This is a genomic window from Halobacillus sp. Nhm2S1, from assembly GCF_019599545.1.
Taxonomy (GTDB): Bacteria; Bacillota; Bacilli; order Bacillales; family Halobacillaceae; genus Halobacillus.
Window position 1 is genome coordinate 543,312 of sequence record NZ_JAIEZV010000003.1, and the last position, 21,684, is coordinate 564,995.

Sequence of the window (21,684 nt, forward strand, 5' to 3'; positions counted from 1 at the left end):
GACAAAAGAAGGGATATTCCTGCACAAAAAGACACCCAAAAGGGTGCCTGCATAATAACCTATTCATTATTCCTAGCCAAGGATCTCCGCCTGTCCGTCCTGCCATCTAGTTTACACATTTCAAGATGTACTCGTCATCTTTAGGGAAAAGTGTGCAATATGTGTAATCATTTAAAAAGGGATAGTACTATAAGTCCATATTTTTCACTCAAGGAAAATGGCCCTTTTTGCACTACCCACTGTCCTCCTTCAGCTCTCTCTATCCCTAAGTATGAAATCCCTTCCTCGGTCAACCTATGCATTTCTCTAGATGGCATTGATTTGTCTAATTGCAGTACTAATGAACCGTCTATTCTATGAGAATACTGTCCTGTAATATCTACTCTTTTCCCATTAAAAAACAGTGTATTAAATTTCATAGTATCCTCCCACTACATAAATTAGATATAGAGGAACATTATACCAACGTATAATATTATGAACAATTGGCCTTTGGTAGTGAGTAATTGGGCTTTTTTGAGATTTTCTCAACTATGTTATCCCTTAGGTTATATATGTGCCTTCTTGATAATCCCATATGTCTACTAATAGCCACCATACTCATGCCATCGAGCAAACATTCCAGAACTGCCTTCTCTCTCTCCTCTTCAATCACAATCATGCGTTCCTGGATAAAAGAAACTTTCACTTCAAGCTTATGAATCCAGGTGAGCTTCTTATCGCGACGAACTACTTCACGCGCCACTGGATCACCAGTTTCACCGTGTGCCTTAGGAAGTGTTGATTCAATACCAGATTGAGCAACAAGGTTCGTTCCGGCATGTTTAAGAAGCTCTCTCTGTCTCTTAATCTCATTAATCATCCAGTTATAATCACGCAATGTGTTTTCTGTTTGCTTCTTGTCCATGGATAACACTCCTATCGTAAAAATTAAAAAAGGACACAAACAAAGCGTCCATTACGCCCAATTTGTGTCCTCCAGTTGGCTGGTAGAACTACTAACTCAATAGTATATTCAACAGTTTTATTTTTCTATTCACTAAAACCAATATTATGATCATTAAAAGTTGATAAGATAAGATAATTTCCCACTTACTAACGTCACCATCTATATTAATGAAATAAAAATTTAAATTAAAAAACAAAAAAGTAATTACTGATAGGATATAATGTTTAAATAATTCTTTCTTTCTTCTAACTTCTTCATTTATACCTTTTTCAACAAAGCCAGCTAAACCTAGAGTAAATGTACCTAGGGCAATCATTATCAAAAAAAACAACTCACTTAATTTTTCACTGTTATCTATTAAAAATTGATAATCGGCATACTGAAACAAGTAACCATAAGCTATTATAGGCAAAGTGATACTTAAGTCTGAAGCTTTGGCTTTTATATTCTTTAATATAGTCACTTACATCCTCCTTGTTAAAGGTCCGTAGTTAATAGGTAGTTAACAACTAAATAACCACCTTACCATATACTTATATTAAGATATAAAATTAATTTCCACCAAAGTATTCTATTGGATTATTAGTAGCATGAAAATTATAATATTCACGCCTTAAATCTAGTAGTATATATTTCACTTCGTCGCTAATATTCTTGTCATTAATCTGATTAATTAACCTCTGTTCCATATCTTCTATATTGTCTTCGCCTTTTAATAAACTCTTCTTCAAAGTTTTTATCGTGGGTTGTAACTCAATAAAGTTTTCACGACCAACTTCCAAAATTATTTGCCCTATGTATCGATTTAGGTAATCCTCGAAATCTTCCTTACCTCTTCCTGTGTGTTGGTACACAAACTCTTTCTCTACTATTTTAGTTTCAGTCCCAAGAGAAGGGTTTAATTCGATTAGAAGTACATAGTTGCCTTGTGTAATATAGTTTTCATTAAAGTTAAGGCTAGATTCATAGACATTATTAAGTCGTTCAGTATCAGACCTCAGTAATCTTTTCTTCTCACTAAACTTTTCTTTAAGCTCTATGCCAACAATAGATCTATTGCTTTCAAATTTTATCCCTGAATCTTCACTGGAATAAAAAACGTGCTTTGGAAAGTCCAACCTCAAGGCAAATTGATTATTATAAAAGTAATAAATAGAAAATCCACTGTATATGAAAATAACAATTATAAGCATGATGTGTGTCAATTTAGAGTTAAACCCTTTAGCGTAGAAAAAATCTCTGTAAAGCTTTTGCAAATAGAGAAAGATGAAGAGGCAAATCACTATCCCCCATATTGGGAGTGTAAAGACCTCATTCCACGTAAACAATGAGTTATTACTAAATGACCCTAGAGTCGAATAATAAAAATTGTACATAAACAATAACATGAAGGGAAGTTCTAAGAACAACTTTATTAAGTTAAATGTAAACTCACTATATGTTAAATGCATCAATGTGACCTTATCTTGATTTAGGTTCATCATGAATAGTGCCAGCCTTACTAAATAGAATAGGAAAAGTACAGAAATTACAATAAAGACACTCATAACATAAATTTGGAGAAGCGTGGAGATTGTAATGAACTCACTTTGAGTTCTCAAGTAATCAAAACTCATCTTCTCAAAATAAATCTTCCATAAGGAGAGAGTTATTTTGTATATAAAGGTCGTAAATATAAAGAGGACAAGAGCATGTTGTAGTGTTAAATGACTAAAGTCCTTCTCTATTTCATTTGAAGATTCCCTCTGATTTTTACTTTGGGCTAAAATTTGATCAAAAATATCTACACCTTTATTTTGCTCTACATTTCCTTCCTCCACTCTATCTTTATTAAGTTTATTTTTAAGCTTTTTGAGCAACTTCATCTTTCAGTCCTGCACCCTTTTCTAGTAGTAATTAATCTAACACATAAAGTTTTAATGTAACTTGCAACTAAGACTAGAACATTTGTCCTAGTTCCCCGCCTCATACCTCCTTGAGGTGCACATTTGAACATATCAATTAAGTCATTATTATTGATAACTTCTCCAGGATTTAATTGAATCAAAACTCTTCCCCCTCATCGTACCTAATTCTTTTAACCTTCCCTTGATGCGTGATAACCTTCGTCTCACCATGATCCGGAAGAGTAGTAATTTTTGTCTTTCCTACGAAATATAAGACACAGAACAGAGCATTTCCTTCAGAGCAAGCGCAGAAAAAGGACACAAACCAAGCGTGTGATACTCTCGATCGGTGTTCTCCAGTAGCTAGTAGCAATTACAATAATTTGTTACTCCATGAATAATTCCATGCATATTCATTTAATTTTTTAGCTCTGGAGTATATTTTTTCAGCATTGATTCTTACATCGTCTTCGTCTGTAACCGATTGGTACGCTTCTAGACTAGATTCTATTTCATGTAACATTTCATACATTTCTCCAAGGAACTTATATTGCTTGAATGAGATATGAATAGGGTCTATATTATATACTCTATCGAAGATGTTCTTCATTTCATTGATGGTTATCTCTATTTTTTCTATGAAGTCCACTTCATACACATTCAGCCCAGTTTCATGTTCTTTAATATAAAATTCTATACTACGTGTACATTTCTTGATAATATTTATATGTCCTTTCAAGAAAAGATCGTATTTACGCTCACTGATTTCCTCTTGTTGTTTAACTTTCTCTTTATCATAATTTACTTGTTCCTTAACTGAGTTAATGGCATATCTTCCAGCTAAAAAACTACCAATTAAAACACCAAACATAGAACCTATTGTTTGGACAATAGCCTCCCATCCTACGTTATACTTCCAATGCGTAGCTATTAGTAGCGACAAGAAAATTATTATTATAAAGAACAAACTAAATTCAGGCTTTTTAATCCATTTCAAAACTCTTCCCCCTCATCAAACTTAACCCTCTTCACCTTCCCCTGGTGAGTAATGACTTTCGTCTCACCATGATCAGGTAAAGTAGTCATTTTGGCCTTACCACCGCAATATACGACACAAATCGGCGTATCTCCTTCTTGAATATTCAATTCTATATTAATTTTTCCATCCTTTATTTCTACCGGCAATTGATTCAATCGCATAAAGCAGGCCCCCGTGTTATAATATATTTGTCATGTTTCAGCTGAGGGCCTTGTCCTTGGCTTTTTTTATACCTAATTACTCCTTGTACATAAAAAATCCAAGAATTAAAGACTACCATGCTATAAAACTGGATTGTATAATGCTCCTGTTGCTTATTTAAAGGAGTGATCTCATGAAATTCAAATTAACCAAAGAACAGAGACATGTGATGATTGAAGACATCCAGTATTTCTTCTTAAACGAAAGAGGGGAAGAAATATCCGAGTTTGCAGCTGAAAGCATCTTGGAATTCTTCAAAGATTCACTAGCCTCACACTTTTATAATAATGCGGTAAACGATGCCATAAGCGTTCTGCAAACTCAGTACTCCTCAATTGAAGAAGAAGTACGCACGCTAGAGCGTCCGATGAGTCGCTAGAATATAGGAGTGAACCTCCATGGTTCACTCTTTTACTCCCCACCCAACAACTCCTCTAGCAATATTAGCCTTCACGGTAATTACCACATGCTCAAGCGAGAACAAGCTCAACTGCTCAATATCCCGACCATCAGGAGCTTTAGTAAGCCCTCGACGGTAGAGGTAATTCTTCAAGTCCTCCTTACGATCAGCAACCTCTCTCACTCTCTGTTTTTCTGACAGTGACATACACATCAGCTCACCTCCTAATTACCAACAGCTCTAAGTTTTGACTTTGATTGCAGCAAATTTAAGGCAGTCATGGACCCATTCTTCACAGTTTCAACCTCTTCACCAGTAAGACCATAGCGTTCCAGTGACCCAGTAAGAAGATCATCTAGAGATCGATTCAACCGAATACCGAGATCAAGAGCTTGCGCATCAGAGTCTATGCTTGGTTTTGGTTGACTCTCAGACTTCTGATCATTAAACCAGGCTGGTATGACTTCGCTGCTCTTATTGCCGTTAGATTTAGACTTGTTCTGATTCTGGAATTGAACATCTTCAGCTTCTACTTGCTCCAGTGTGGTGATACCTTTCGACGACCAGTTCTTGAGTATGGATTCTGTATATGCCCAATTGCTCTTGTTTTGCTCAAGCGTCTTCTCCATAGCTTTGATCACCATGCCATCACAAAGGTCTTCAATCCATGCCAAGATCTTTTCAGACATGTTCGGTCGTAGAAGTCCAAAATTTTGCTGGTAGAATACCAGGGCATCGTTATCAGCATCATGTGTTTTTTCAGGCGCAGGTTCTTTACTCTGCTGTTCTTTACTATCCTTTTCTTTACTTTCTCTTTTCTTTACTTTCCTTTGTGTACTAATGTCAGCATTTTTGGAGTTATTGTTAACATTAACTTCGTTTCCGTCATCATTAACCAATAAAACAGCCGTTTTGGAGTTCCCAAGCACTGATTTCACGTCCTGGATCAAGAAGAAGTCAGCAATGAATCGAACCTCTTTTCTTCGCTTTACTGCCTCTAAATACCGTCTCTGAATCCCTTTACTTGTTAACACTCGGTGCTCATTAAAGAGGTTCTTGTCGAATAAACCTTCCTCAATGCAATCATTTACTATCTCTTTAACGAGGTTAATGTTGACATTAACTCGCTTGGAAAAGAGTAATTGTTCCCTATCGTTCCACTCGTAATAGTATCCTTCTTTATAAATCTTCATTAACAGCTTCACTAAGACCCCAAAACCTTCAATGCCATGCTTTGCTTCTATGATCGCAACTTTATCATCCTGATCCATATCAATATCTAACGGGAAGTAATCAATACCTTCTTTGTATGGTCGAACCATGCTGTCACCGCCTCTCATGTTTTTCACGTGAAATCACTGCGTACATCTTCTCTATGCGACCAGATTCCAGCCTGGAGATGTTTTACGGACATAACCGGCTACATAAAACCGGAATAACTCTTTTGGATCCTCATTGACTTGAGCCATCCACACATAAAAATGCGGGATGGCTATTTTTCTTTCCATTACTTCAGTTCCATAGCAGCTTGCTCTGGAGATACGGCCGACCGATCTTTCTCTTCATCCTGTTTCGGATGCTCTTCATTCGTAGGGATATCAATATATTCTTGATCGTAGATCGACTCAGCGCCCTCTGTGACATCTTTTCGCACCGTCTCATCCTGAGTCGCCTGATTCTGAATTTCCACACTGATAGGTAGGTATTTGAACATTCGACGGATGACCGTTTTCTTGGCCATCTCTTCATAGTCCGTCTGCCAAGGGCCAAACTTACCTGCTTTAGATCGTTCTTTCACCTTGTCTACATCATTACGACTGAAGACTTCAAATTGATAGCCACCATCCTTAAAATGAGCTACAGAGTAAACAAAGTTCATGTCCCCTCTCTCGCCCGTTGAAGGCTTGTGAACGAGTTTCGGATGTAATCCGAGCTGATATTCAAACTCATCATTCTCATGGACTGTGTGAGCGTAAATGCTCTCGATGTGGCCGGACCGACGAGCAAGATCAATCATCCCTTTATAACCAATAATGAATTGAACATCAGTCTCTTTCATCTTTCCGTTATAGAAAGGTACCAGATAGCAATGACCGATCAATCCAGGCTCAAGTCCGAGTTGTGCAGCTTGCATGACAGCTCCCATTAAAGACGGAATGGAGCACTCAAGAAGCTTCGGGTTCTGACGAATTGTTGTCATCGCAATTCGCCCCAGACGATCCGCGTCCATGTGTTTTGGAAGGGCCCGTTCGAACTCCGGAGCCATTTTCTTGAGATACGCTTGAATGGTGTTCACTTGATTATTTGATTGCTGCGGAGTGCAGCTCTTATTCTTCTTATTAGCTAGCTGGTTTTTCGCGGTATTATTTGTCGCCATTATTTAGCCTCCTTAAATTTCAATGGTCTTGAAATGCTGACCTTCGAGTACTCTTCATATAGGTCCGGCTTTTCAGCTTTCAAACGTTTGGAATCTACCGTACGTCTCTCTTGATTCTTGAAAGTAACAACGTATTGATTGGTGAAACCTTTTTCATAGGTTGCTAGCTTTTGCTTCAAACGATTCTCATATTCGTTTCTTTTGGTTTTGAGATCTTTTTCTTCACGTTTGATTTGCTCTAATGCTTCAAGCAGCTTATCCGATTCAGAATCCAGTTCCGTTTCACTGCTTGGATCCGCATCTGGGTAAATTGCTTTTATGAAGTCTACAGAAGCATCTGAACCATCAATCTCCGGTGGATTCTGCGCTAAAACGTTCCCTTCCCAAAACTCCTTTTCTAGAGCAATGAGGTTCTGGATAAGGTCTTCATCGCGCTCCACTTTCTTATAGACGAATTTATTTCCCCCTATAAGAACAGCAATCCACCAAGCATCAGCGCCAGTAACAGCCATGTAATGCTGACATTGGAGTAAGTAAGCTATCGGAATCTCTTCCCCGTCCCATTCATCCTTGAGATACTCACTAGCCGTTTTGCACTCTAAGCCTTCGTTGTGCCCAACGATAAGACGATCAACGTTTGCGAGCATCCATTCATGTTCAGGGTGTTGAAGTATCGCATTCCTTTTCCGGACTTTCAAACCTGTTCGCTTACTAAACTCCTGAGCAACAGTTGTCTCCATCACGTTCCCCCAGTAAGCAGCTTCTGCATTAGAGGACTCTAACTTCACTTCACCGATCTTCTCCATATAAACAACTACCGGAGACTTCCATTTGTTAAAGCCAGCAATTGCAGCTGCATCTGAACCTCCAATACCTTTCCGTCGAGACTCCAACCATTCTTTTTCTTCCATGTCAGCCGTGCTTTGAAGAACCTGTGCTTTTACTCCCATATTGGACCTCCTCAAGATTTCTGATATAATGTTGTCAAAGAACTTTCTTAAGTATCCGCATTGCCGTGCGGATTTTTTCATGCCTTCTTTTCTTCTGCGCCAAGAGTCTCTAAAACCTCTCGGGATTCCTGCATGAGCGTTTCTTTCAAGAAAAACTCATCATTCAATACATAAATTTCATCACCGGAAAACACTTCATTACCAAGACCATCTAAACCATAATGATCAGGCTCAGGTACACCTACTGGATAACCGGTTCTTTCTATTTGATCTAGTACTGGGTGATTCATATTCACACCACCTTTCTGATGCCAGCGCATCGTTGAAGCCAGGAACATGTATAGACGAATCATTTCATAAAGCGGTATTGTTCCTAGCTTCAACGACAGGCTGGGCCTGTCGAAGTAACTAAATGTCCTTGTACCTACCTCCACTTCACTACCTTGCTAGGAGAGAAGAATGCGTGGTAAACTAAGAATGCTTATTTATTTTGATATGTTTTTGCCATCTGGACCGCCATCCAGGTGGCTATTTTTATTACTCCACATAATCGATTACCTTTTGAATAGTCTCTTGTGATTCCTTAGACAACTTTCTTTTAATTTGGTTTAACTCTTCAATAACAATTTGCTTCTCCTCTTCTTTTCCATAAGGTCGAATCACTAAAGAGTCATCATTCATGAACATTTCCAGTGGCTGTCCATGCCTCCAACCCTGTGAATCTCTGACTTCCTTTGGTACAACAACCCGTCCTAATTCATCCAATTTCCGTACGATTCCAAGTGCCTTCATTTCAATCTTCCTTTCAATAATTAATAGCTGATAAATGACGTGTATAATATTCCAAAAGCGATAATAAAAAGTACGAGGTATGTTACATCAAGCCTGGTATATCTCCTACTCATAACCGTGTCTCACCACAGCAACCATCAGGCCTTGATTCTCAAGATCTATGGCAACTTTCTTAAGGTTATCGTGGTTCATCTTTCTTTCACGCAAGAACTCTAATTCGTTGAGGCTGTTCAAGATATCGACGCCTAACAGTTTTGCTTTTGAAAAGTTACTTTGAGTGATGGACTCTTCCTGCTTCCTCTTAAGATCATATAAGCAACGAATCTCCTTAGCTGCTTTACCGGCATCCTGCTCCAAGTAGTTATCTAAATTATTCATGTCGTGACGTACCCCCTAGATTGAAGTTTTCGGTGGTGGTCCTCCCATAGCTGATTCCAGCTCAATCCATACTCTTCACAAAGTGTGGCAACGTAAGTAATCGAGGCTCCAATAACATCGATGTGCTCTCTTGCGGATCGTTCTATGTCCTGAAGCTCGAATGATTGAGTAAAGGAGGGATTCTTAGTGAGTTTCACTTCTTCCATCGCATCAATAGCCTCCCTTAACTCTTCCAGCGCTTTCTCTCTTACCGCTGATCGATGGAGATCAACTGCCGGACCATCTAACCGAGTCACTCCCCAACCTGTGTATTCAAATGCTGCTTCTAACGCTATCCATGGATTGTTATTTGTCTCTGTGAAATGTTGAACTGTTGAAGGAGTAAGTTTTCTCTCTCCGTTCTCCTGTTTAGCTACATACTCACGTGACTGAAACATGTCCATCGAGAGTTGTTGCTGTGTTTTTCCATTCTGTATCCTAGCTTCTTTCATCATCCGAGCAGCTTTACTCTTTTTCATTTCTTAGCACTCCTTTTGTACCTAAAGAGGTACCATTATTTAGTTATCATGGTGCTAATCTAAAGTTGAGATATTACATAGCCTCTGATTCTTGCATGAGGTTTTGTTCTTGTTCATTAATCCAAGCGTCGATGGTCTCTTGTGAAAAGAAAATCCTACGGCGCAATCTAAAATGCGGAATTTCATTAGTCCTTACCATCGTGTAGATAGTGTCTTTGCATACACCGAGATATTCAGCTGCTTCAACGACGGTCATTGTTCGTCTATTCATTTAGATTACCTCCTCGGAATTTAAATGTTTCGTTTCGTTACATTCAATATCAAAAAAAATAGTCCATTCAAACCCTAGGTTAACTGCAATTGATTTGGCAACAAATACGCTAGGTGTTCTATTCCCCTTTTCAATCATGGTATAGTATGACCTTTCGATTCCTGATAGTTTGGCTACTTGATCTTGAGTATATCCATGTTCATCACGAATATCTTTTAACCATTCCCTCAATGAATTCACCTCCTAGAAACTAAAATGTTTCGTTTCGTTACTTTTATAATAGTATCATTTTGTTACATAGTCAACAATTAACGTATAAAAAGTTTCATTTTGTTACATAATATTTAAAGTAACTATCTGTTACAGTAAAATATAGTTAGAAAGAAGGTGAGTCCCAATGCTAAGTCAAAGATTAGTTTACCTACGAAAAGAAAATAGAAAGACTCAACAAGAAATGGCTGATATGCTAGGGGTAACTCGTCCTGCTTATACAGCATACGAAAGAGGTTCCAGAAAGCCAGATTATGATACCTTACAGAAAATAGCTGATCATTTCGATGTTACAACAGACTACCTATTAGGTCGGTCTAATGCACATAATACTCAGGTAGAAAGCTCGAATGATTCTATCGCAGAAATAAATAGACTACTTGTTAAATACGAAATCGATGATATGTCTTTTTTCGATATTGAGAAGTGGAAATCTATGAGTCCTGAACAGATTAGAGAATTAGAAAGTTACTTTCAATACTTAGTTCAGAAGTCGAAAGGTATGGGTGAAAAATAAACACGTCAATTGACGTGTTTTTTCTATGGAGCAATGAAAAATCTTTATAAATAGTTTAGTTAAAAGGCTGATGTTAGGTGTAGAATAAACAAAATTTCACTGATAAGGATGATTACTAATGGAAAACAGACCTTTTTATTACACCAAAGGAAATTACTTTATGAAAATGCTGCCTGAAATCAAAAAGTATTTCAATCCAAAATACATTATACAATTTGGTATAGTCTTACCCTTTTACGTACCTTTCAAGGATAACACCAACCTTACGTATAAATTAAACAACAACGAGCTCGCACATTTTCATTTTTCTGCTATCACTTCCAAAGATAAGATTTACTCAGGCGCCTATATAGAAGAAGAATTTGTAATTGAAAATAAGATAAGTAGAGTAGAAATGACTTTTATCACCAAAAATTCGCTTCCTGAGTCTATAATCCAAGAAGACGATAAGAACGATTCTCTTACCGATATTTTCGAGTCTCTGTTACGTAAACTGAATATTGTTATAGATTCCTACAGGATAAAGCAACAAGACTATGATATTTATAACATAACTAAAGAAATGCTTGATCCCACAATATTGTACAGAGTGTGTGATGGGAAACGGTTCAAAGAAATTAATACTGGATTATTCATATTACATAGCAATAAATTGGATAAACATAGAGATACCTTGTTACCTATGGACACGAGCACTATCATGGATTTTATTGACGTTCTAGATAACGAAATCAATCCATTCACTTATTCAATAAAATTAAAACTAGAGTCTCAGAGGGAATTTAAAATAGGCGATTTCAGAAATTCCGTCATAACTATACAAACATCTATAGAATCATTTCTATCAAATTTATATAAAGTATTTTTAATTGATGAAGGGATAGAAAAAGGTGAAGCAACAAAAAAAGCCCGAGATATAAGATTCAAAAACCTAGTAACCCACCAAATAGAATACAGAATCGGGGGAGATTTTGATCTCGAGAAATCTAATACTGTAATATCAAAATGGTGGAGCAACACCTATTTAATGAGGAATAATATTGTACACGATGGATACAGTCCTAATTTTACAGAGACTCAATCAGCTTTACATTCCGGTTTGGATATATATCCATATATTGTAGACCTCCTAAGTGATACTGAAGTAGCCAGTAAATACCCTAATCTAGTAGAATACATTATTACACGTTAACAGTTTCACAAAATAAATTATTCACTCAAAACACCCTAAAGGGTTGACCACCATGGAATTACGAACTGTTGCAAAGTAGTATAGTTGTCCCCGAGTATTGGAAGATTCTTATTTTATAAAAATTCTACCGAAGAGATCACTCTAAGTGTTCTCTTCGATAGTGAAAAGTGGATATTGATGTGGGCGGAGCAGATCCGTAAGCTGGAGAGTTATTTTCAGTATTTAGTGCAAAAATCTAAAGACAAGGACGAAATAAAAAATAAACACGTCCGGGAGGATGTTTTTTTATGTGGTGTGCTTTATCTATTATATCTAAGGAGGACCATGATGAATGAAAATGCATATAGAGCTATAATGAGAATTAAATAGCTGAAAGTTTACTCAAATAAATCGTGCAATAGTGAATATAATACCAGCAATAATAAATAATTAGGCACTAAGAAAATCACTAAATGAAACTAGAAAGTTATAACTCCTGAAACAAATTATGGAACTTGAAGGTTACTACAATAATAAAAAAGTAGAGGAATGGTGGAAGATATTGTGGAAATTATTACAGTTCAATTCTACTAAAGAAGATAATAAGGGTGTAATAGCAGAACAACCATTTGAAAATTTAACTCCAAGTGAAGATGGTAACGAAGATGGACAATATGTGAAGAATTTGAATTGGGCATTGAATGATGATGAAATAAAAAATATTGCTTTAACCGGCCCTTATGGTTCAGGAAAAAGTAGTATTTTAAAAACATTTATCAGTAAAAGTCAATTGAATTTTTTACATATATCACTCGCTACTTTTAAAAACAAAGAAGGTGATGAAAAAGAGTTAGAAAAAAGTATTCTTCAGCAAATGTTTTATAGGGTGAAGAGTTCAAAAATACCATTCTCGAGATTTAAGAGAATTAATCATACTTCACGTAAACTAGTTACCTTTTATACTCTACTTTTAATCACGTTTATTTTATCTATGTTTGCATTGTTAACCCCAAAAGGGATCGAATCATTCTATAAATCAACATATATAGAGACCGTTATAAGCAACCCATCTTTTCTAAAAATTATAAGTTTATTTGCTTTAATAGCATTTGTTGGGTTCTGCACATTCTTTTTTGCAACCAGTTTTTACAGCATAATTAAAAGTAATGTAAACTTGAGCAAGTTAACATTTGCGAATACCACTCTCGAAATGAATAACTCTTCAGAAGAATTTTCAGCTTTTGATAAATATATTGATGAAATTATTTATTACTTTGAAGTCACTAATTATAACGTGGTAATATTTGAAGATTTAGACAGATTTAATAATATAGAAATATTCGAAAGATTAAGAGAACTCAATGCACTAATCAATAACTCAGAGAATATAAGAAGGAAAATCACCTTCATATATGCAGTTAAAGATGACATTTTTGCTTTGGAAGGAAGTAGTTTAGAAAGTAAAAATAGAACTAAATTTTTCGATTTTATAATACCAGTAATACCTGTTATTACATCCTCAAATTCAAGAGAAGTATTTAAGAAGAAATTAAGCAATTCATCTCTAGGGGATGGGGTGACATCAGATTTCCTTAACGATGTGACTATATACATAGATGACATGCGGATACTAAAAAATATCTTGAACGAATTCTTCATTTATAAAGAGAAATTGAACCAAATAGACTTAATATCGAATAATTTATTGGCTATGATTATCTATAAAAACATTTATCCAGAAGACTACGCTAATTTACTATTTAATAAAGGCTGGGTTTATAGTGTATTTAACAAAAAACAGCTTATTATTAAAGAGCGCATTAGTAGATTGGATAATGAGATTAATAAAATTGCAAAAGATCTTAGTAATTCAGAAACAGAAAACCTCGAAACGATTGAAGAGCTTCAAATTGCTTACTTTGTTGCCTTAGGAATTTATAGGCAGAATACATCTTACAATAAAAAGGTAATAAAAATAGATAATACTACAATAGATTCTTGGGATCCCCACTTTTTCAGTAAACTCAAAAAGGCTAAAAATATACAATATAACTTCGGGAGAGGCATGGAATCTGCAACCATTGAGGAGATCTCTACAGTATTTGGCAAAAAGAAGGATTACTTCAAAAGGGAACACTATATTACCATTAAAGAAGAAGAGAAGTTAAAAGACCTAAGAGACCAACTGAATCAACTGAGGAAGGAAAAAGAAGAAGTTAAGGCCCTATCATTAAAAGATATTATCCAAATGAATGATGAAAGTTATATTAAAGAAAGTATATTCACAGAAGAAATTTTCAGTAAGAAGTTATTAGTGAATTTAATTAGGAATGGATATATAGATGAATTATACAGTCAGTATATTAATTATTTTTACTCTGGCTCTATCACAACAGAAGACATGAAATTCATCATGAGCGTTAAAGACAGGGAATCTTTACCATATAGGTTCAATTTAACTAATATCCCTTCTATATTAGAGCGCTTAAACACTAATGATTTTAAAAATAAGGTCATTCTAAATTTTGATTTAATGAACTTTCTAATTAAACATGTCCGTCAGTATGAATTGAGCTTTCAAACTATAATAACCCAACTTTCTGACGAATCAGAGACATCTATTGATTTCATTAATCAATACAGATTCCACATAGAAAACAATGAAGTATTCTATAATAATTTAACAGAGCATTGGCCAAGGATGTGGGATTACTTATATGAAAGTTCCGCACTATCACACGAAGCCCTGGAGGATATTCTAGGAGACATAATAAAGTATGTAACTCTTAATAATATTGAAGCATTAAACAAAAACAATACTTTGACATCAGTTTTATCGGCTAAAGAAAACATTCTAGATTTAGATTTAGATACTTCGCAAAACGGATTAAGCAAGATATTGAATGTATTATATACACTTAATGTCAAGTTTAAATCCATTCAATTGTACTCTGAAGTAGAAGAACTCTTTGACTTTATATACCGCAATAATTTATTTGAAATTAACGAGAAAAACCTTCTTACTATTACCAAATCAGAAGTTCTATCGTTAGATCAACTCCAAAATGCAGAACATAAATCACTATATAATTATATCAAAGAAAATATAATTAAGTATATAAAGGAAATAGCGCAAAAGGGACATATCAAGCATGAGACACAAGATAATATAATAATGTTGTTAAATGATGAAGAGATTGAGTTTAATCTAAAAAGTAAAATCATCTCTCAGATAAATATAAGAATTGAAAATATAAGAGATATAAATGAGGTTGAATTATGGGATGTGCTATTCAATGAAATGAAGATAGCTGCAGACTGGTCAAACATAATAGCTTACTCTTATGAATATGGAAAAATTGACAACATTATTGGTAATTATTTAAACAATAAAGAGAATTGTTTTTCTTTATCTAAAATTAATCTAGAGAATTATTTTGAGGAATTTGAAGAACAAACTGTTTTTTATGTGTCTGAGAGCATAGCGAAAAATACTAGAATCTCTGAGGATAATTTCTTAATGTTATTACCAAGTTTAATACCTTCAGAAGGATACGATCTAGATGAGATTCACCAAGCGAGAATTGAAAATTTAATAAGAGAACAACTACTGCCTCTAACACAAAACGTTGCCGAATCTTTAAAGGAAAAGCATCACGATCTATATTTAATCCTACTCCAATATAACTTCACTGAATTCGTTGTTAATCAGGATTTATATGAGATTAACTTAGATGATGCCAACGCTATATTATCAAACAATTTATTGAGTAAGGATAATAAAAAAGAACTAATCGACAGCTTAGATGTAGAGATTATACAGAACTCAAATTTATCAACTACAAGCAACTTTGTAAATCATGTGCTAGTCTATTCAAAAACACCACCGAATGAAATCTGGATTAGCCTATTGTGTACAGATATAAATATTAATCAAAAGATTAGAATACTTTCTGAACAAATATATACAATAAATAAAGATACAATTAGCTCTTCCTTAAAATTGTTAGGTTATCCTTTTAGTGATATTGCTGTTAAAGGAAAAGCACCTAAAATAGATAGGAATAAATTTGTTGATGACTTATTAAATAAGCTTAAAGAAGTCGATTATATCTCCTCATTGACCAAAAAAGCTAAATATGTAAGGGTTAATACTAAACGTGCTTAGTTAAAATTCCCTCGATAAAATGCAGCGCTTGGAATATACCCAAGAGCTGCATTTTATTTTAAAAAGAACCTTGCTCGTGTAACACATAAGATTGTAATAATATAAAATACCACCACACAATTGCAAAACTAGTAGGTTGTTTTTCACAATGGTTTTAAATATTTTTTATACACCAATCCACTGTTTAATACCTCTCCTAATATGATAAGATAACTAGTATATTACATAAATTTACAAGGAGGATATACATGAAGAAGTTCGTTAGTTTAATAACTATTTTCCTACTCTCGTTGTCATTAGTGTATCAAGTCCCTAGTACTGCAAGTGCAGCTAGTGGTTCTGAACGGGTCAAAGGTGACAACCGATATGAAACAGCTATTGCTATTTCAAAGAAAGGATGGCCTAATGGCTTAGAAACTAGTGAAAAGGCCGTAGTATTAGCTAGAGCTGATAACCCGGCTGACGCCCTAGCCTCTGCCAGTCTAGCAGGGGTTAAAGATGCACCAATTTTGCTCACAAGTACAAACAGCCTTCCTAGTTCTGTACATAATGAGCTAAAGAGACTTGGAGCAGAAAAAGTTTATGCTCTTGGTGGGACTAACGCCATCAGCAACGTCGTCATTTCCGATCTAAAGGGTAAAGGCTATTCCGTGGAACGCGTAAGTGGTAAGAACCGATTTGAAACTGCTTCTGCTATCAATGAAGAAGCTGGAACAGATAAAAACTCCGAAGCGATCCTTGTTAACGGATTAACTGTAGCTGACGCATTATCTGCATCCAGTAATTCAGCTATAAATGAAGTTCCAATCTACTTATCTACTAAAGACAAGATACCAGCGAGTTTACCTAGTAACATCAACAAGGTAACCATCTATGGTGGTACAGGTGTAGTAAGCCCAAGTATTGAGTCGTCTCTTAAACAAAAAGGAATTACAGTTGAACGTATTTCCGGCAAGAACCGATATACTACAAATATTCAAGCTGCTAAAGATTTAAACACTTCAAGCGATGACTTCATTCTTGTCCGAGGAACATCTGTAAGTAAGTCTACTGAAGACTATCCAGATGCCGTGGCTGCTTCTGGACTTGCTAATAAACTTGGAATGGACATTGTTTTGTCCCATCCTACCTCTACAATCTTAGAAACTAAAGAATATCTTTCGACTGTAGATGGTAAAGCAGTAATCTTGGGTGGCAAAAACGCTATATCTCAAAATGTTGTAACTAACCTCCTCACTATAGGTGATATGAAGGTACACTTCATCTATGTAGGTCAAGGGGACAGCACATTAATTCAAACCCCTAATGGTAAAAACATTCTTATTGATGCCGGTAAAAGAAGTGCTGGTGATGATGTGATTTGTTATTTGGAAGATCACGGGGTGGAATCTTTAGACATGGTAGTCGCTACACATCCAGATGCTGACCATATTGGCGGCTTAATTGATGTAATGAATGAGTTCCCTGTGAAACAGGTTATAGACAGTGGAAAATCACATACATCTCAAACTTACATGGATTATCTTAACCTTGTAGATCAAAAGGATATTCCATTCGATGTTCCTGAAGTGGGATCCTATCTTAATGTAGATCCTCTTGTGGATATCCAAGTACTAAATAATGGGGATGGATATTCAGATAACAACAACGCTTCCGTAGCGTTAAAAGTCTCTTATGGTGAGAATGATTACCTTCTAACTGGGGATGCTGCTGCAGAAGCAGAAATGAATATGGTTCAAAACTTTGACCTACAATCCGAAGTTTACAAAGTTGGACACCACGGGTCAGACTCAAGCTCCACTCAAGTATTCTTAGATGAAGTCTCTCCGGACTTTGCCGTTATTTCTGCCGGTATTGATAACCAATACGGACATCCTGACAGTGAAGTTATCGAAAGGCTTCATAGAGCTGGGGTAAGCGACTATATGATTTGGGAGCTAAATGGTGAAGATGTCGTATTTACTAATAAGGGAGATTCATCACTTTCAGCAAGTTCCTCTCCATCTGCTTGTAACACGGACGAGCCTGCTCCTGAGCCGGATCCAGAACCAGATCCTGAACCAACGACAGGAAAGCTTGATATTACTAACTTAGATCTTGATGCAGAAACGGTTAAGATTAAAAATATTGATAATCGAGATATTTCCATGGATGGTTGGAGATTAGTAAGTGTTGATGGAAACCAAACGTTTAACTTCCCTAGCGATTACACACTGAAGGAAGGCGCAACTGTCACTGTGACCTCCGGAAGAAGCTCATATGAGAATCGACCAAGCGTATTGCAGTGGTCTCGAGCTTATCTTTGGGATAATAATGGTGATACTGCTAGACTTTATGATCCTCAAGGGGGATTAATTGATGAGTTCAAACGGTAAATATACACTTGATCGATTCGAGGGAAAGTATGCTGTACTTTTGTATAGGCCTGATGAAACAGTCATCGTAAATGCCGACAAAGATAACTTGCCAGCTAATGCTAAAGAAGGCGACATCTTAGACGTGCAATTTGCAAATGATGGTTCGCTGAAAAATGCAACCATTCTAGAAGATGAAACAAAGAAAGCTAGAGAGAAAGCAGAAAACCTTTTAAACAAATTACGAAATAAAAAGTGACAAAAAAGTGTCTGGATAATTCCAGGCACTTCTTTTTTTATGTTTATGAATTGAAAATAAGAACATTTGTTCGTATAATACTGTCGAGGATGGTGATAGTATGAAGTTCCCACAATACACTACAACTGCACTAGAAGATTGGGTATCTAATTGGTACATAAAGCACAAATTCCAATATCCAATAGACCTAAAACTAAAAAAAATAGCCATGAAATACGAAATCTTTATTCACTACAAACCCATGCAAAGTGGCTATGTCCGCTTTGGACGGTATAAGGAAATCGTTCTCAATACTTCATTGGACCCCTTACAACAACGCGAACAGTTCTTTCATGAATTCTGTCATGCTATGAGGCATGTTGGAAAACAATCTATGATGCCAGAAGCATTTCGAGAATTGCAAGAACGTGATGCAAGGCATTTCACGCTATACGCAGCTCTCCCCTATCACATGATTAGACGATATGATCTTGATGATCCTGAAATCTTGGACCGGTGGTCTCATGATTTTAAGGTATCTTATGAGCTATGCGAGGAAAGACTTGACCAAATAAAACGACGTTCAAATTGTACCAACCAGTTTTATGTCAGCTATTAAAATAAAATATGGAGGTGGTATCTATGGGTAGCATTGAAAAGCGAGGTAAAGGATCATTTAGACTCTCTGTGGTTACAGGTTATGATGCTAAAGGGAAACCGATTCGTGAAAGAAAAAACGTTAAAGTTAAAAATAAAACATTAGCCCGACAGGAGTTAGCAAAATTCGAAGCAGAAGTCTTGAGTGGCGATTATTCAAAGCCCAACTACACAAGGCTAGAAGATTTTTATCCTGACTGGATTAAGAAGTATGCGGAAGACAAACTTTCCCCCAGGACGCTGAGAGAGTATATGAGTATTATTGAGAAAAGAATCTTACCTGACTATGGTCATATAAAGTTGTCTGATATCAAAGCCATGCATGTAGTTAACTTTCTAGATGATTTAAAGGACGCCACGAGGAGGTTAGATGGTAAAGAAGAGGCGTTATCCCCTTCAACTATCAGGAACTGTTACAAGGCTTTTAAAAGCTTACTGACAGCTGCAGATGAGTTTGATCTAATAAAGAATAACCCTGCAAGGAATATAAAGCCACCTACTGTTAAACAAAAGAAACCTCTCTCCTACTCCAGGGAGAAAATAGATCACCTAATCAAATGTATTAACCAGGAGCCTTTTGAAAAACAGGTAATGTTCTGGATTGCTTTTGTAACTGGATGTCGAGAGGGTGAACTCGTTGCATTAGAAGAAAAACATATACTTAATGAGAAAAGCGCTATTCATTTTGAACAGTCGCTTTCTCAACAAAAGAGTGGAGAATTACTTATTAAAGACATTAAAAACGGTATGGAGGGTACAGCCTCCATACCTAATGAACTTCTGGAAATGGTTACTCAGATTAAGAACCGGCGTAAAAAAGAATTCATTCGGACTAGAGACCGTCAGTACGATCCTAATAGAGTTTTCCTTTTTGCAGATGAATTAGGGAAGCCTATGAGGCCTGATAGTGTTAGTCAATGGTGGGGAAGATTTAGAAAGCGCCATAAAATCGATGGATTAAGGTTTCATGACTTAAGGCACTATTCAGTAACTTACTTAATACAACAGAATGTACCTACCAAGTCCATAAGTCAGCGTGTACGTCACAGAAAGATTGGAACTACCATGGACATTTATGGCCATCATATTGAAGAAGTTGATCAGGTTGCAGCCGATCACTTTAGTCAATTCTTTCAAAAAAAAGATCTTTCATAATATAACAGCCTCCTTGAAAATTAAGGAGGCTGTCAATTCTTATTGCATATTGTTATATATATATCCTGTGTTAGGGTCGACTGCGTACCATCCCCACGTTGCCGTATGCCCCTCTTTTGTTTCAGGATTATCAATTACCACTTCATATACTTGATAAACCCAATCACCATGCTGATTATCATGATCATATTCTACAAAGACATTCGGGTTATCTATTGGGACTTGAGCATACTCTACTACGTAGCCCGCAGCCTGTTCTTTAGATAAATTAGAAGGTGTGGATTCTTCATTACTTTCTTTTTGTTGTTCTTTTTCTTTTTCTTTTTCCTTCTCCGCCTGAGCCTCTTTTTCAGCTTTTAATTTTGCCTCTTCCTCTTCTTTCTTTCTTGCTGCCTCTTGAGCCTTTTTCTCAGCTTCTAATTTAGCTAAACGTTCTTCTTCAGCTTTCTTTAACTCCATCTGCTCAGCTTCATAGTCTCTTTTGTTATTTTCAACACTTTCAATTGAAGAATCGACATTACTCATCAACTCTTTCTTATTGGGATGTGTGGTCTTCTCATTCTTTAACTCATTCAATAAAGTCAGCGCATCCTCATATTCATTTTCTTCTGCGTAAGAAAATGCGGTTTGGATCGATTCATTAATTTTATCTTCATGAGTTATCCAACTATTAATCTGTTCATGACTTTGATTTGCATACCGTTTAATTATAGATATCGTCTTGTAGTTATGTTCATTATTGTATTTTAGAATATCTTCATACAATAACTTTGCTGAAGCAAGCTCATTATCACTTTCAGTTTCTATAGCATATAATAACGATTCCAAAAGATTTTGAGTTACAGTGTTCTCCTCAGTTTCTTTTACTTCTATCACTTCACTTAATTTCGCTTCTGCTTGATCAAATTTTTGCTCCTCCAGCAACAATTCTAAATCCTGCATTCCATCGTTGTATTTTTGATTAGAACACGCACAAAGAATAAATAAAAGGAAAATGCCTACTATTCCCTTTTTCAAAGTCTTTCCTCCCCTTTTGTTTCACACAGTAATAATTTTATGTATATAGAATAATTTTAACATTATTTCCCTTTATTGAATGCTCATTAGCAAAAATAATTAGTTTAAAAATCACCACTTAAGATAAAAAAATGAGAAGGTTAAAGTACTTATAAAAAATCCTGCCCCATTTCTGCCCCAAATGGGGTTTTCTAATAATTACAACCTATATTAGTATCCATAAAGAAAAACGCTGAAATCCTTATATATCAAAGGTTTCAGCGTTTTCGCAGTTAGCGTCCCAGGAGAGATTCGAACTCCCGACCCACAGCTTAGAAGGCTGTTGCTCTATCCAGCTGAGCTACTGGGACATACTCTTGAAAAGTTTAAGTTATGT

The 21,684-nt window shown here is 35.9% G+C and carries 27 protein-coding genes and 1 tRNA gene; 8 read left to right on the forward strand and 20 right to left on the reverse strand.

Annotation, left to right across the window (positions count from 1 at the left end; genetic code table 11):
* Window positions 1-167: 167 nt before the first annotated feature.
* The 7 genes from K2225_RS14660 to K2225_RS14690 form a co-directional block, all read right to left on the reverse strand.
* Complete coding sequence (locus tag K2225_RS14660; RefSeq protein ID WP_220585406.1) at window positions 168-419, reverse strand: hypothetical protein; 252 nt, start codon at window positions 417-419, stop codon at window positions 168-170.
* A 56-nt stretch (window positions 420-475) separates the two neighbouring features.
* Entirely contained in the window at window positions 476-907 is a 432-nt protein-coding gene (locus tag K2225_RS14665) for a LuxR C-terminal-related transcriptional regulator (protein ID WP_220585407.1), read from the reverse strand.
* A 91-nt stretch (window positions 908-998) separates the two neighbouring features.
* Window positions 999-1,412, reverse strand: coding sequence for a hypothetical protein (locus K2225_RS14670; protein WP_220585408.1), 414 nt, complete (start codon window positions 1,410-1,412; stop codon window positions 999-1,001).
* A gap of 88 nt (window positions 1,413-1,500) precedes the next feature.
* On the reverse strand, window positions 1,501-2,814 hold the full coding sequence (locus tag K2225_RS14675) for a hypothetical protein (protein WP_220585409.1): 1,314 nt from the start codon (window positions 2,812-2,814) through the stop codon (window positions 1,501-1,503).
* Between the two features lie 178 nt (window positions 2,815-2,992).
* Window positions 2,993-3,157 carry an XtrA/YqaO family protein gene (locus K2225_RS14680; RefSeq protein WP_220585573.1) on the reverse strand — a complete coding sequence of 55 codons (165 nt, stop codon included), beginning with the start codon at window positions 3,155-3,157 and terminating at the stop codon, window positions 2,993-2,995.
* A gap of 51 nt (window positions 3,158-3,208) precedes the next feature.
* Window positions 3,209-3,832, reverse strand: a complete 624-nt coding sequence (locus K2225_RS14685; protein WP_220585410.1) for a hypothetical protein — start codon at window positions 3,830-3,832, stop codon at window positions 3,209-3,211.
* Window positions 3,829-4,035, reverse strand: coding sequence for an XtrA/YqaO family protein (locus tag K2225_RS14690; protein ID WP_220585411.1), 207 nt, complete (start codon window positions 4,033-4,035; stop codon window positions 3,829-3,831). The genes K2225_RS14685 and K2225_RS14690 overlap by 4 nt, the downstream gene beginning before the upstream one ends.
* A gap of 173 nt (window positions 4,036-4,208) precedes the next feature.
* Between K2225_RS14690 and K2225_RS14695 the strand changes: the two genes are divergently transcribed.
* Window positions 4,209-4,454 (forward strand): DUF2164 domain-containing protein, encoded by a 246-nt coding sequence (locus K2225_RS14695; protein ID WP_220585412.1) that lies wholly within the window; start codon window positions 4,209-4,211, stop codon window positions 4,452-4,454.
* A 24-nt stretch (window positions 4,455-4,478) separates the two neighbouring features.
* Here K2225_RS14695 and K2225_RS14700 read toward each other — a convergent pair whose 3' ends face one another.
* The 11 genes from K2225_RS14700 to K2225_RS14745 form a co-directional block, all read right to left on the reverse strand.
* On the reverse strand, window positions 4,479-4,688 hold the full coding sequence (locus K2225_RS14700) for a hypothetical protein (protein WP_220585413.1): 210 nt from the start codon (window positions 4,686-4,688) through the stop codon (window positions 4,479-4,481).
* Between the two features lie 11 nt (window positions 4,689-4,699).
* Window positions 4,700-5,797, reverse strand: a complete 1,098-nt coding sequence (locus K2225_RS14705; RefSeq protein ID WP_220585414.1) for a Lin1244/Lin1753 domain-containing protein — start codon at window positions 5,795-5,797, stop codon at window positions 4,700-4,702.
* Window positions 5,798-5,848: 51 nt separating this feature from the next.
* Window positions 5,849-5,983: a hypothetical protein gene (locus K2225_RS20110; protein ID WP_255574555.1), complete on the reverse strand. Its 135-nt coding sequence runs from the start codon at window positions 5,981-5,983 to the stop codon at window positions 5,849-5,851.
* Complete coding sequence (gene recT / locus K2225_RS14710; RefSeq protein WP_220585415.1) at window positions 5,983-6,852, reverse strand: recombination protein RecT; 870 nt, start codon at window positions 6,850-6,852, stop codon at window positions 5,983-5,985. The genes K2225_RS20110 and recT overlap by 1 nt, the downstream gene beginning before the upstream one ends.
* The gene (locus K2225_RS14715; RefSeq protein WP_220585416.1) at window positions 6,852-7,802 is read right to left on the reverse strand and encodes a YqaJ viral recombinase family nuclease; all 951 of its coding nucleotides are present in this window, start codon (window positions 7,800-7,802) and stop codon (window positions 6,852-6,854) included. The genes recT and K2225_RS14715 overlap by 1 nt, the downstream gene beginning before the upstream one ends.
* A 77-nt stretch (window positions 7,803-7,879) precedes the next feature.
* On the reverse strand, window positions 7,880-8,092 hold the full coding sequence (locus tag K2225_RS14720; RefSeq protein ID WP_220585417.1) for a YqaI family protein: 213 nt from the start codon (window positions 8,090-8,092) through the stop codon (window positions 7,880-7,882).
* 247 nt (window positions 8,093-8,339) lie between these two features.
* Complete coding sequence (locus K2225_RS14725; RefSeq protein ID WP_220585418.1) at window positions 8,340-8,594, reverse strand: AbrB/MazE/SpoVT family DNA-binding domain-containing protein; 255 nt, start codon at window positions 8,592-8,594, stop codon at window positions 8,340-8,342.
* A 105-nt stretch (window positions 8,595-8,699) separates the two neighbouring features.
* Window positions 8,700-8,972: a hypothetical protein gene (locus K2225_RS14730; protein ID WP_220585419.1), complete on the reverse strand. Its 273-nt coding sequence runs from the start codon at window positions 8,970-8,972 to the stop codon at window positions 8,700-8,702.
* Window positions 8,969-9,490 (reverse strand): helix-turn-helix domain-containing protein, encoded by a 522-nt coding sequence (locus tag K2225_RS14735; RefSeq protein WP_220585420.1) that lies wholly within the window; start codon window positions 9,488-9,490, stop codon window positions 8,969-8,971. Before K2225_RS14735 ends, K2225_RS14730 begins: the two co-directional genes overlap by 4 nt.
* A 73-nt stretch (window positions 9,491-9,563) precedes the next feature.
* Complete coding sequence (locus K2225_RS14740) at window positions 9,564-9,761, reverse strand: helix-turn-helix domain-containing protein (RefSeq protein WP_220585421.1); 198 nt, start codon at window positions 9,759-9,761, stop codon at window positions 9,564-9,566.
* Window positions 9,762-9,992 carry a helix-turn-helix transcriptional regulator gene (locus tag K2225_RS14745; protein WP_220585422.1) on the reverse strand — a complete coding sequence of 77 codons (231 nt, stop codon included), beginning with the start codon at window positions 9,990-9,992 and terminating at the stop codon, window positions 9,762-9,764.
* Between the two features lie 166 nt (window positions 9,993-10,158).
* Here K2225_RS14745 and K2225_RS20155 point away from each other — a divergent pair, with 166 nt between their 5' ends.
* The 7 genes from K2225_RS20155 to K2225_RS14780 all read left to right on the forward strand — a co-directional run bounded on the left by K2225_RS20155 (window position 10,159) and on the right by K2225_RS14780 (window position 20,291).
* Window positions 10,159-10,548 (forward strand): helix-turn-helix domain-containing protein, encoded by a 390-nt coding sequence (locus tag K2225_RS20155; protein WP_220585423.1) that lies wholly within the window; start codon window positions 10,159-10,161, stop codon window positions 10,546-10,548.
* 118 nt (window positions 10,549-10,666) lie between these two features.
* Complete coding sequence (locus K2225_RS14755) at window positions 10,667-11,740, forward strand: hypothetical protein (protein ID WP_220585424.1); 1,074 nt, start codon at window positions 10,667-10,669, stop codon at window positions 11,738-11,740.
* Between the two features lie 541 nt (window positions 11,741-12,281).
* A complete protein-coding gene (locus K2225_RS14760; protein WP_220585425.1) occupies window positions 12,282-15,887 on the forward strand; it encodes a YobI family P-loop NTPase in 3,606 nt (1,201 codons plus the stop codon).
* A gap of 248 nt (window positions 15,888-16,135) precedes the next feature.
* On the forward strand, window positions 16,136-18,262 hold the full coding sequence (locus tag K2225_RS14765; protein WP_220585426.1) for a cell wall-binding repeat-containing protein: 2,127 nt from the start codon (window positions 16,136-16,138) through the stop codon (window positions 18,260-18,262).
* Window positions 18,246-18,500, forward strand: a complete 255-nt coding sequence (locus K2225_RS14770) for a DUF3006 domain-containing protein (protein WP_220585427.1) — start codon at window positions 18,246-18,248, stop codon at window positions 18,498-18,500. Before K2225_RS14765 ends, K2225_RS14770 begins: the two co-directional genes overlap by 17 nt.
* A gap of 100 nt (window positions 18,501-18,600) precedes the next feature.
* Entirely contained in the window at window positions 18,601-19,098 is a 498-nt protein-coding gene (locus K2225_RS14775) for an ImmA/IrrE family metallo-endopeptidase (RefSeq protein ID WP_220585428.1), read from the forward strand.
* Window positions 19,099-19,121: 23 nt separating this feature from the next.
* Window positions 19,122-20,291, forward strand: a complete 1,170-nt coding sequence (locus K2225_RS14780) for a tyrosine-type recombinase/integrase (protein ID WP_220585429.1) — start codon at window positions 19,122-19,124, stop codon at window positions 20,289-20,291.
* 39 nt (window positions 20,292-20,330) lie between these two features.
* On the opposite strand, the gene K2225_RS14785 is transcribed toward K2225_RS14780, so the two are convergent.
* The gene (locus K2225_RS14785; RefSeq protein ID WP_220585430.1) at window positions 20,331-21,308 is read right to left on the reverse strand and encodes a hypothetical protein; all 978 of its coding nucleotides are present in this window, start codon (window positions 21,306-21,308) and stop codon (window positions 20,331-20,333) included.
* A gap of 276 nt (window positions 21,309-21,584) precedes the next feature.
* Window positions 21,585-21,658, reverse strand: a tRNA-Arg gene (locus K2225_RS14790).
* Window positions 21,659-21,684 lie beyond the last annotated feature (26 nt).

Excerpts from the sequence above, each read along its gene's own strand:
- K2225_RS14660 (WP_220585406.1), bottom strand. The coding sequence starts at position 419 with ATGAAATTTAATACACTGTTTTTTAATGGGAAAAGAGTAGATATTACA.
- K2225_RS14665 (WP_220585407.1), bottom strand. The coding sequence starts at position 907 with ATGGACAAGAAGCAAACAGAAAACACATTGCGTGATTATAACTGGATG.
- K2225_RS14675 (WP_220585409.1), bottom strand. The coding sequence starts at position 2,814 with ATGAAGTTGCTCAAAAAGCTTAAAAATAAACTTAATAAAGATAGAGTG.
- K2225_RS14690 (WP_220585411.1), bottom strand. The coding sequence starts at position 4,035 with ATGCGATTGAATCAATTGCCGGTAGAAATAAAGGATGGAAAAATTAAT.
- K2225_RS14695 (WP_220585412.1), top strand. The coding sequence starts at position 4,209 with ATGAAATTCAAATTAACCAAAGAACAGAGACATGTGATGATTGAAGAC.
- K2225_RS14700 (WP_220585413.1), bottom strand. The coding sequence starts at position 4,688 with ATGTGTATGTCACTGTCAGAAAAACAGAGAGTGAGAGAGGTTGCTGAT.
- K2225_RS14705 (WP_220585414.1), bottom strand. The coding sequence starts at position 5,797 with ATGGTTCGACCATACAAAGAAGGTATTGATTACTTCCCGTTAGATATT.
- K2225_RS20110 (WP_255574555.1), bottom strand. The coding sequence starts at position 5,983 with ATGGAAAGAAAAATAGCCATCCCGCATTTTTATGTGTGGATGGCTCAA.
- recT (WP_220585415.1), bottom strand. The coding sequence starts at position 6,852 with ATGGCGACAAATAATACCGCGAAAAACCAGCTAGCTAATAAGAAGAAT.
- K2225_RS14715 (WP_220585416.1), bottom strand. The coding sequence starts at position 7,802 with ATGGGAGTAAAAGCACAGGTTCTTCAAAGCACGGCTGACATGGAAGAA.
- K2225_RS14720 (WP_220585417.1), bottom strand. The coding sequence starts at position 8,092 with ATGAATCACCCAGTACTAGATCAAATAGAAAGAACCGGTTATCCAGTA.
- K2225_RS14725 (WP_220585418.1), bottom strand. The coding sequence starts at position 8,594 with ATGAAGGCACTTGGAATCGTACGGAAATTGGATGAATTAGGACGGGTT.
- K2225_RS14730 (WP_220585419.1), bottom strand. The coding sequence starts at position 8,972 with ATGAATAATTTAGATAACTACTTGGAGCAGGATGCCGGTAAAGCAGCT.
- K2225_RS14735 (WP_220585420.1), bottom strand. The coding sequence starts at position 9,490 with ATGAAAAAGAGTAAAGCTGCTCGGATGATGAAAGAAGCTAGGATACAG.
- K2225_RS14740 (WP_220585421.1), bottom strand. The coding sequence starts at position 9,761 with ATGAATAGACGAACAATGACCGTCGTTGAAGCAGCTGAATATCTCGGT.
- K2225_RS20155 (WP_220585423.1), top strand. The coding sequence starts at position 10,159 with ATGCTAAGTCAAAGATTAGTTTACCTACGAAAAGAAAATAGAAAGACT.
- K2225_RS14755 (WP_220585424.1), top strand. The coding sequence starts at position 10,667 with ATGGAAAACAGACCTTTTTATTACACCAAAGGAAATTACTTTATGAAA.
- K2225_RS14765 (WP_220585426.1), top strand. The coding sequence starts at position 16,136 with ATGAAGAAGTTCGTTAGTTTAATAACTATTTTCCTACTCTCGTTGTCA.
- K2225_RS14770 (WP_220585427.1), top strand. The coding sequence starts at position 18,246 with ATGAGTTCAAACGGTAAATATACACTTGATCGATTCGAGGGAAAGTAT.
- K2225_RS14775 (WP_220585428.1), top strand. The coding sequence starts at position 18,601 with ATGAAGTTCCCACAATACACTACAACTGCACTAGAAGATTGGGTATCT.
- K2225_RS14780 (WP_220585429.1), top strand. The coding sequence starts at position 19,122 with ATGGGTAGCATTGAAAAGCGAGGTAAAGGATCATTTAGACTCTCTGTG.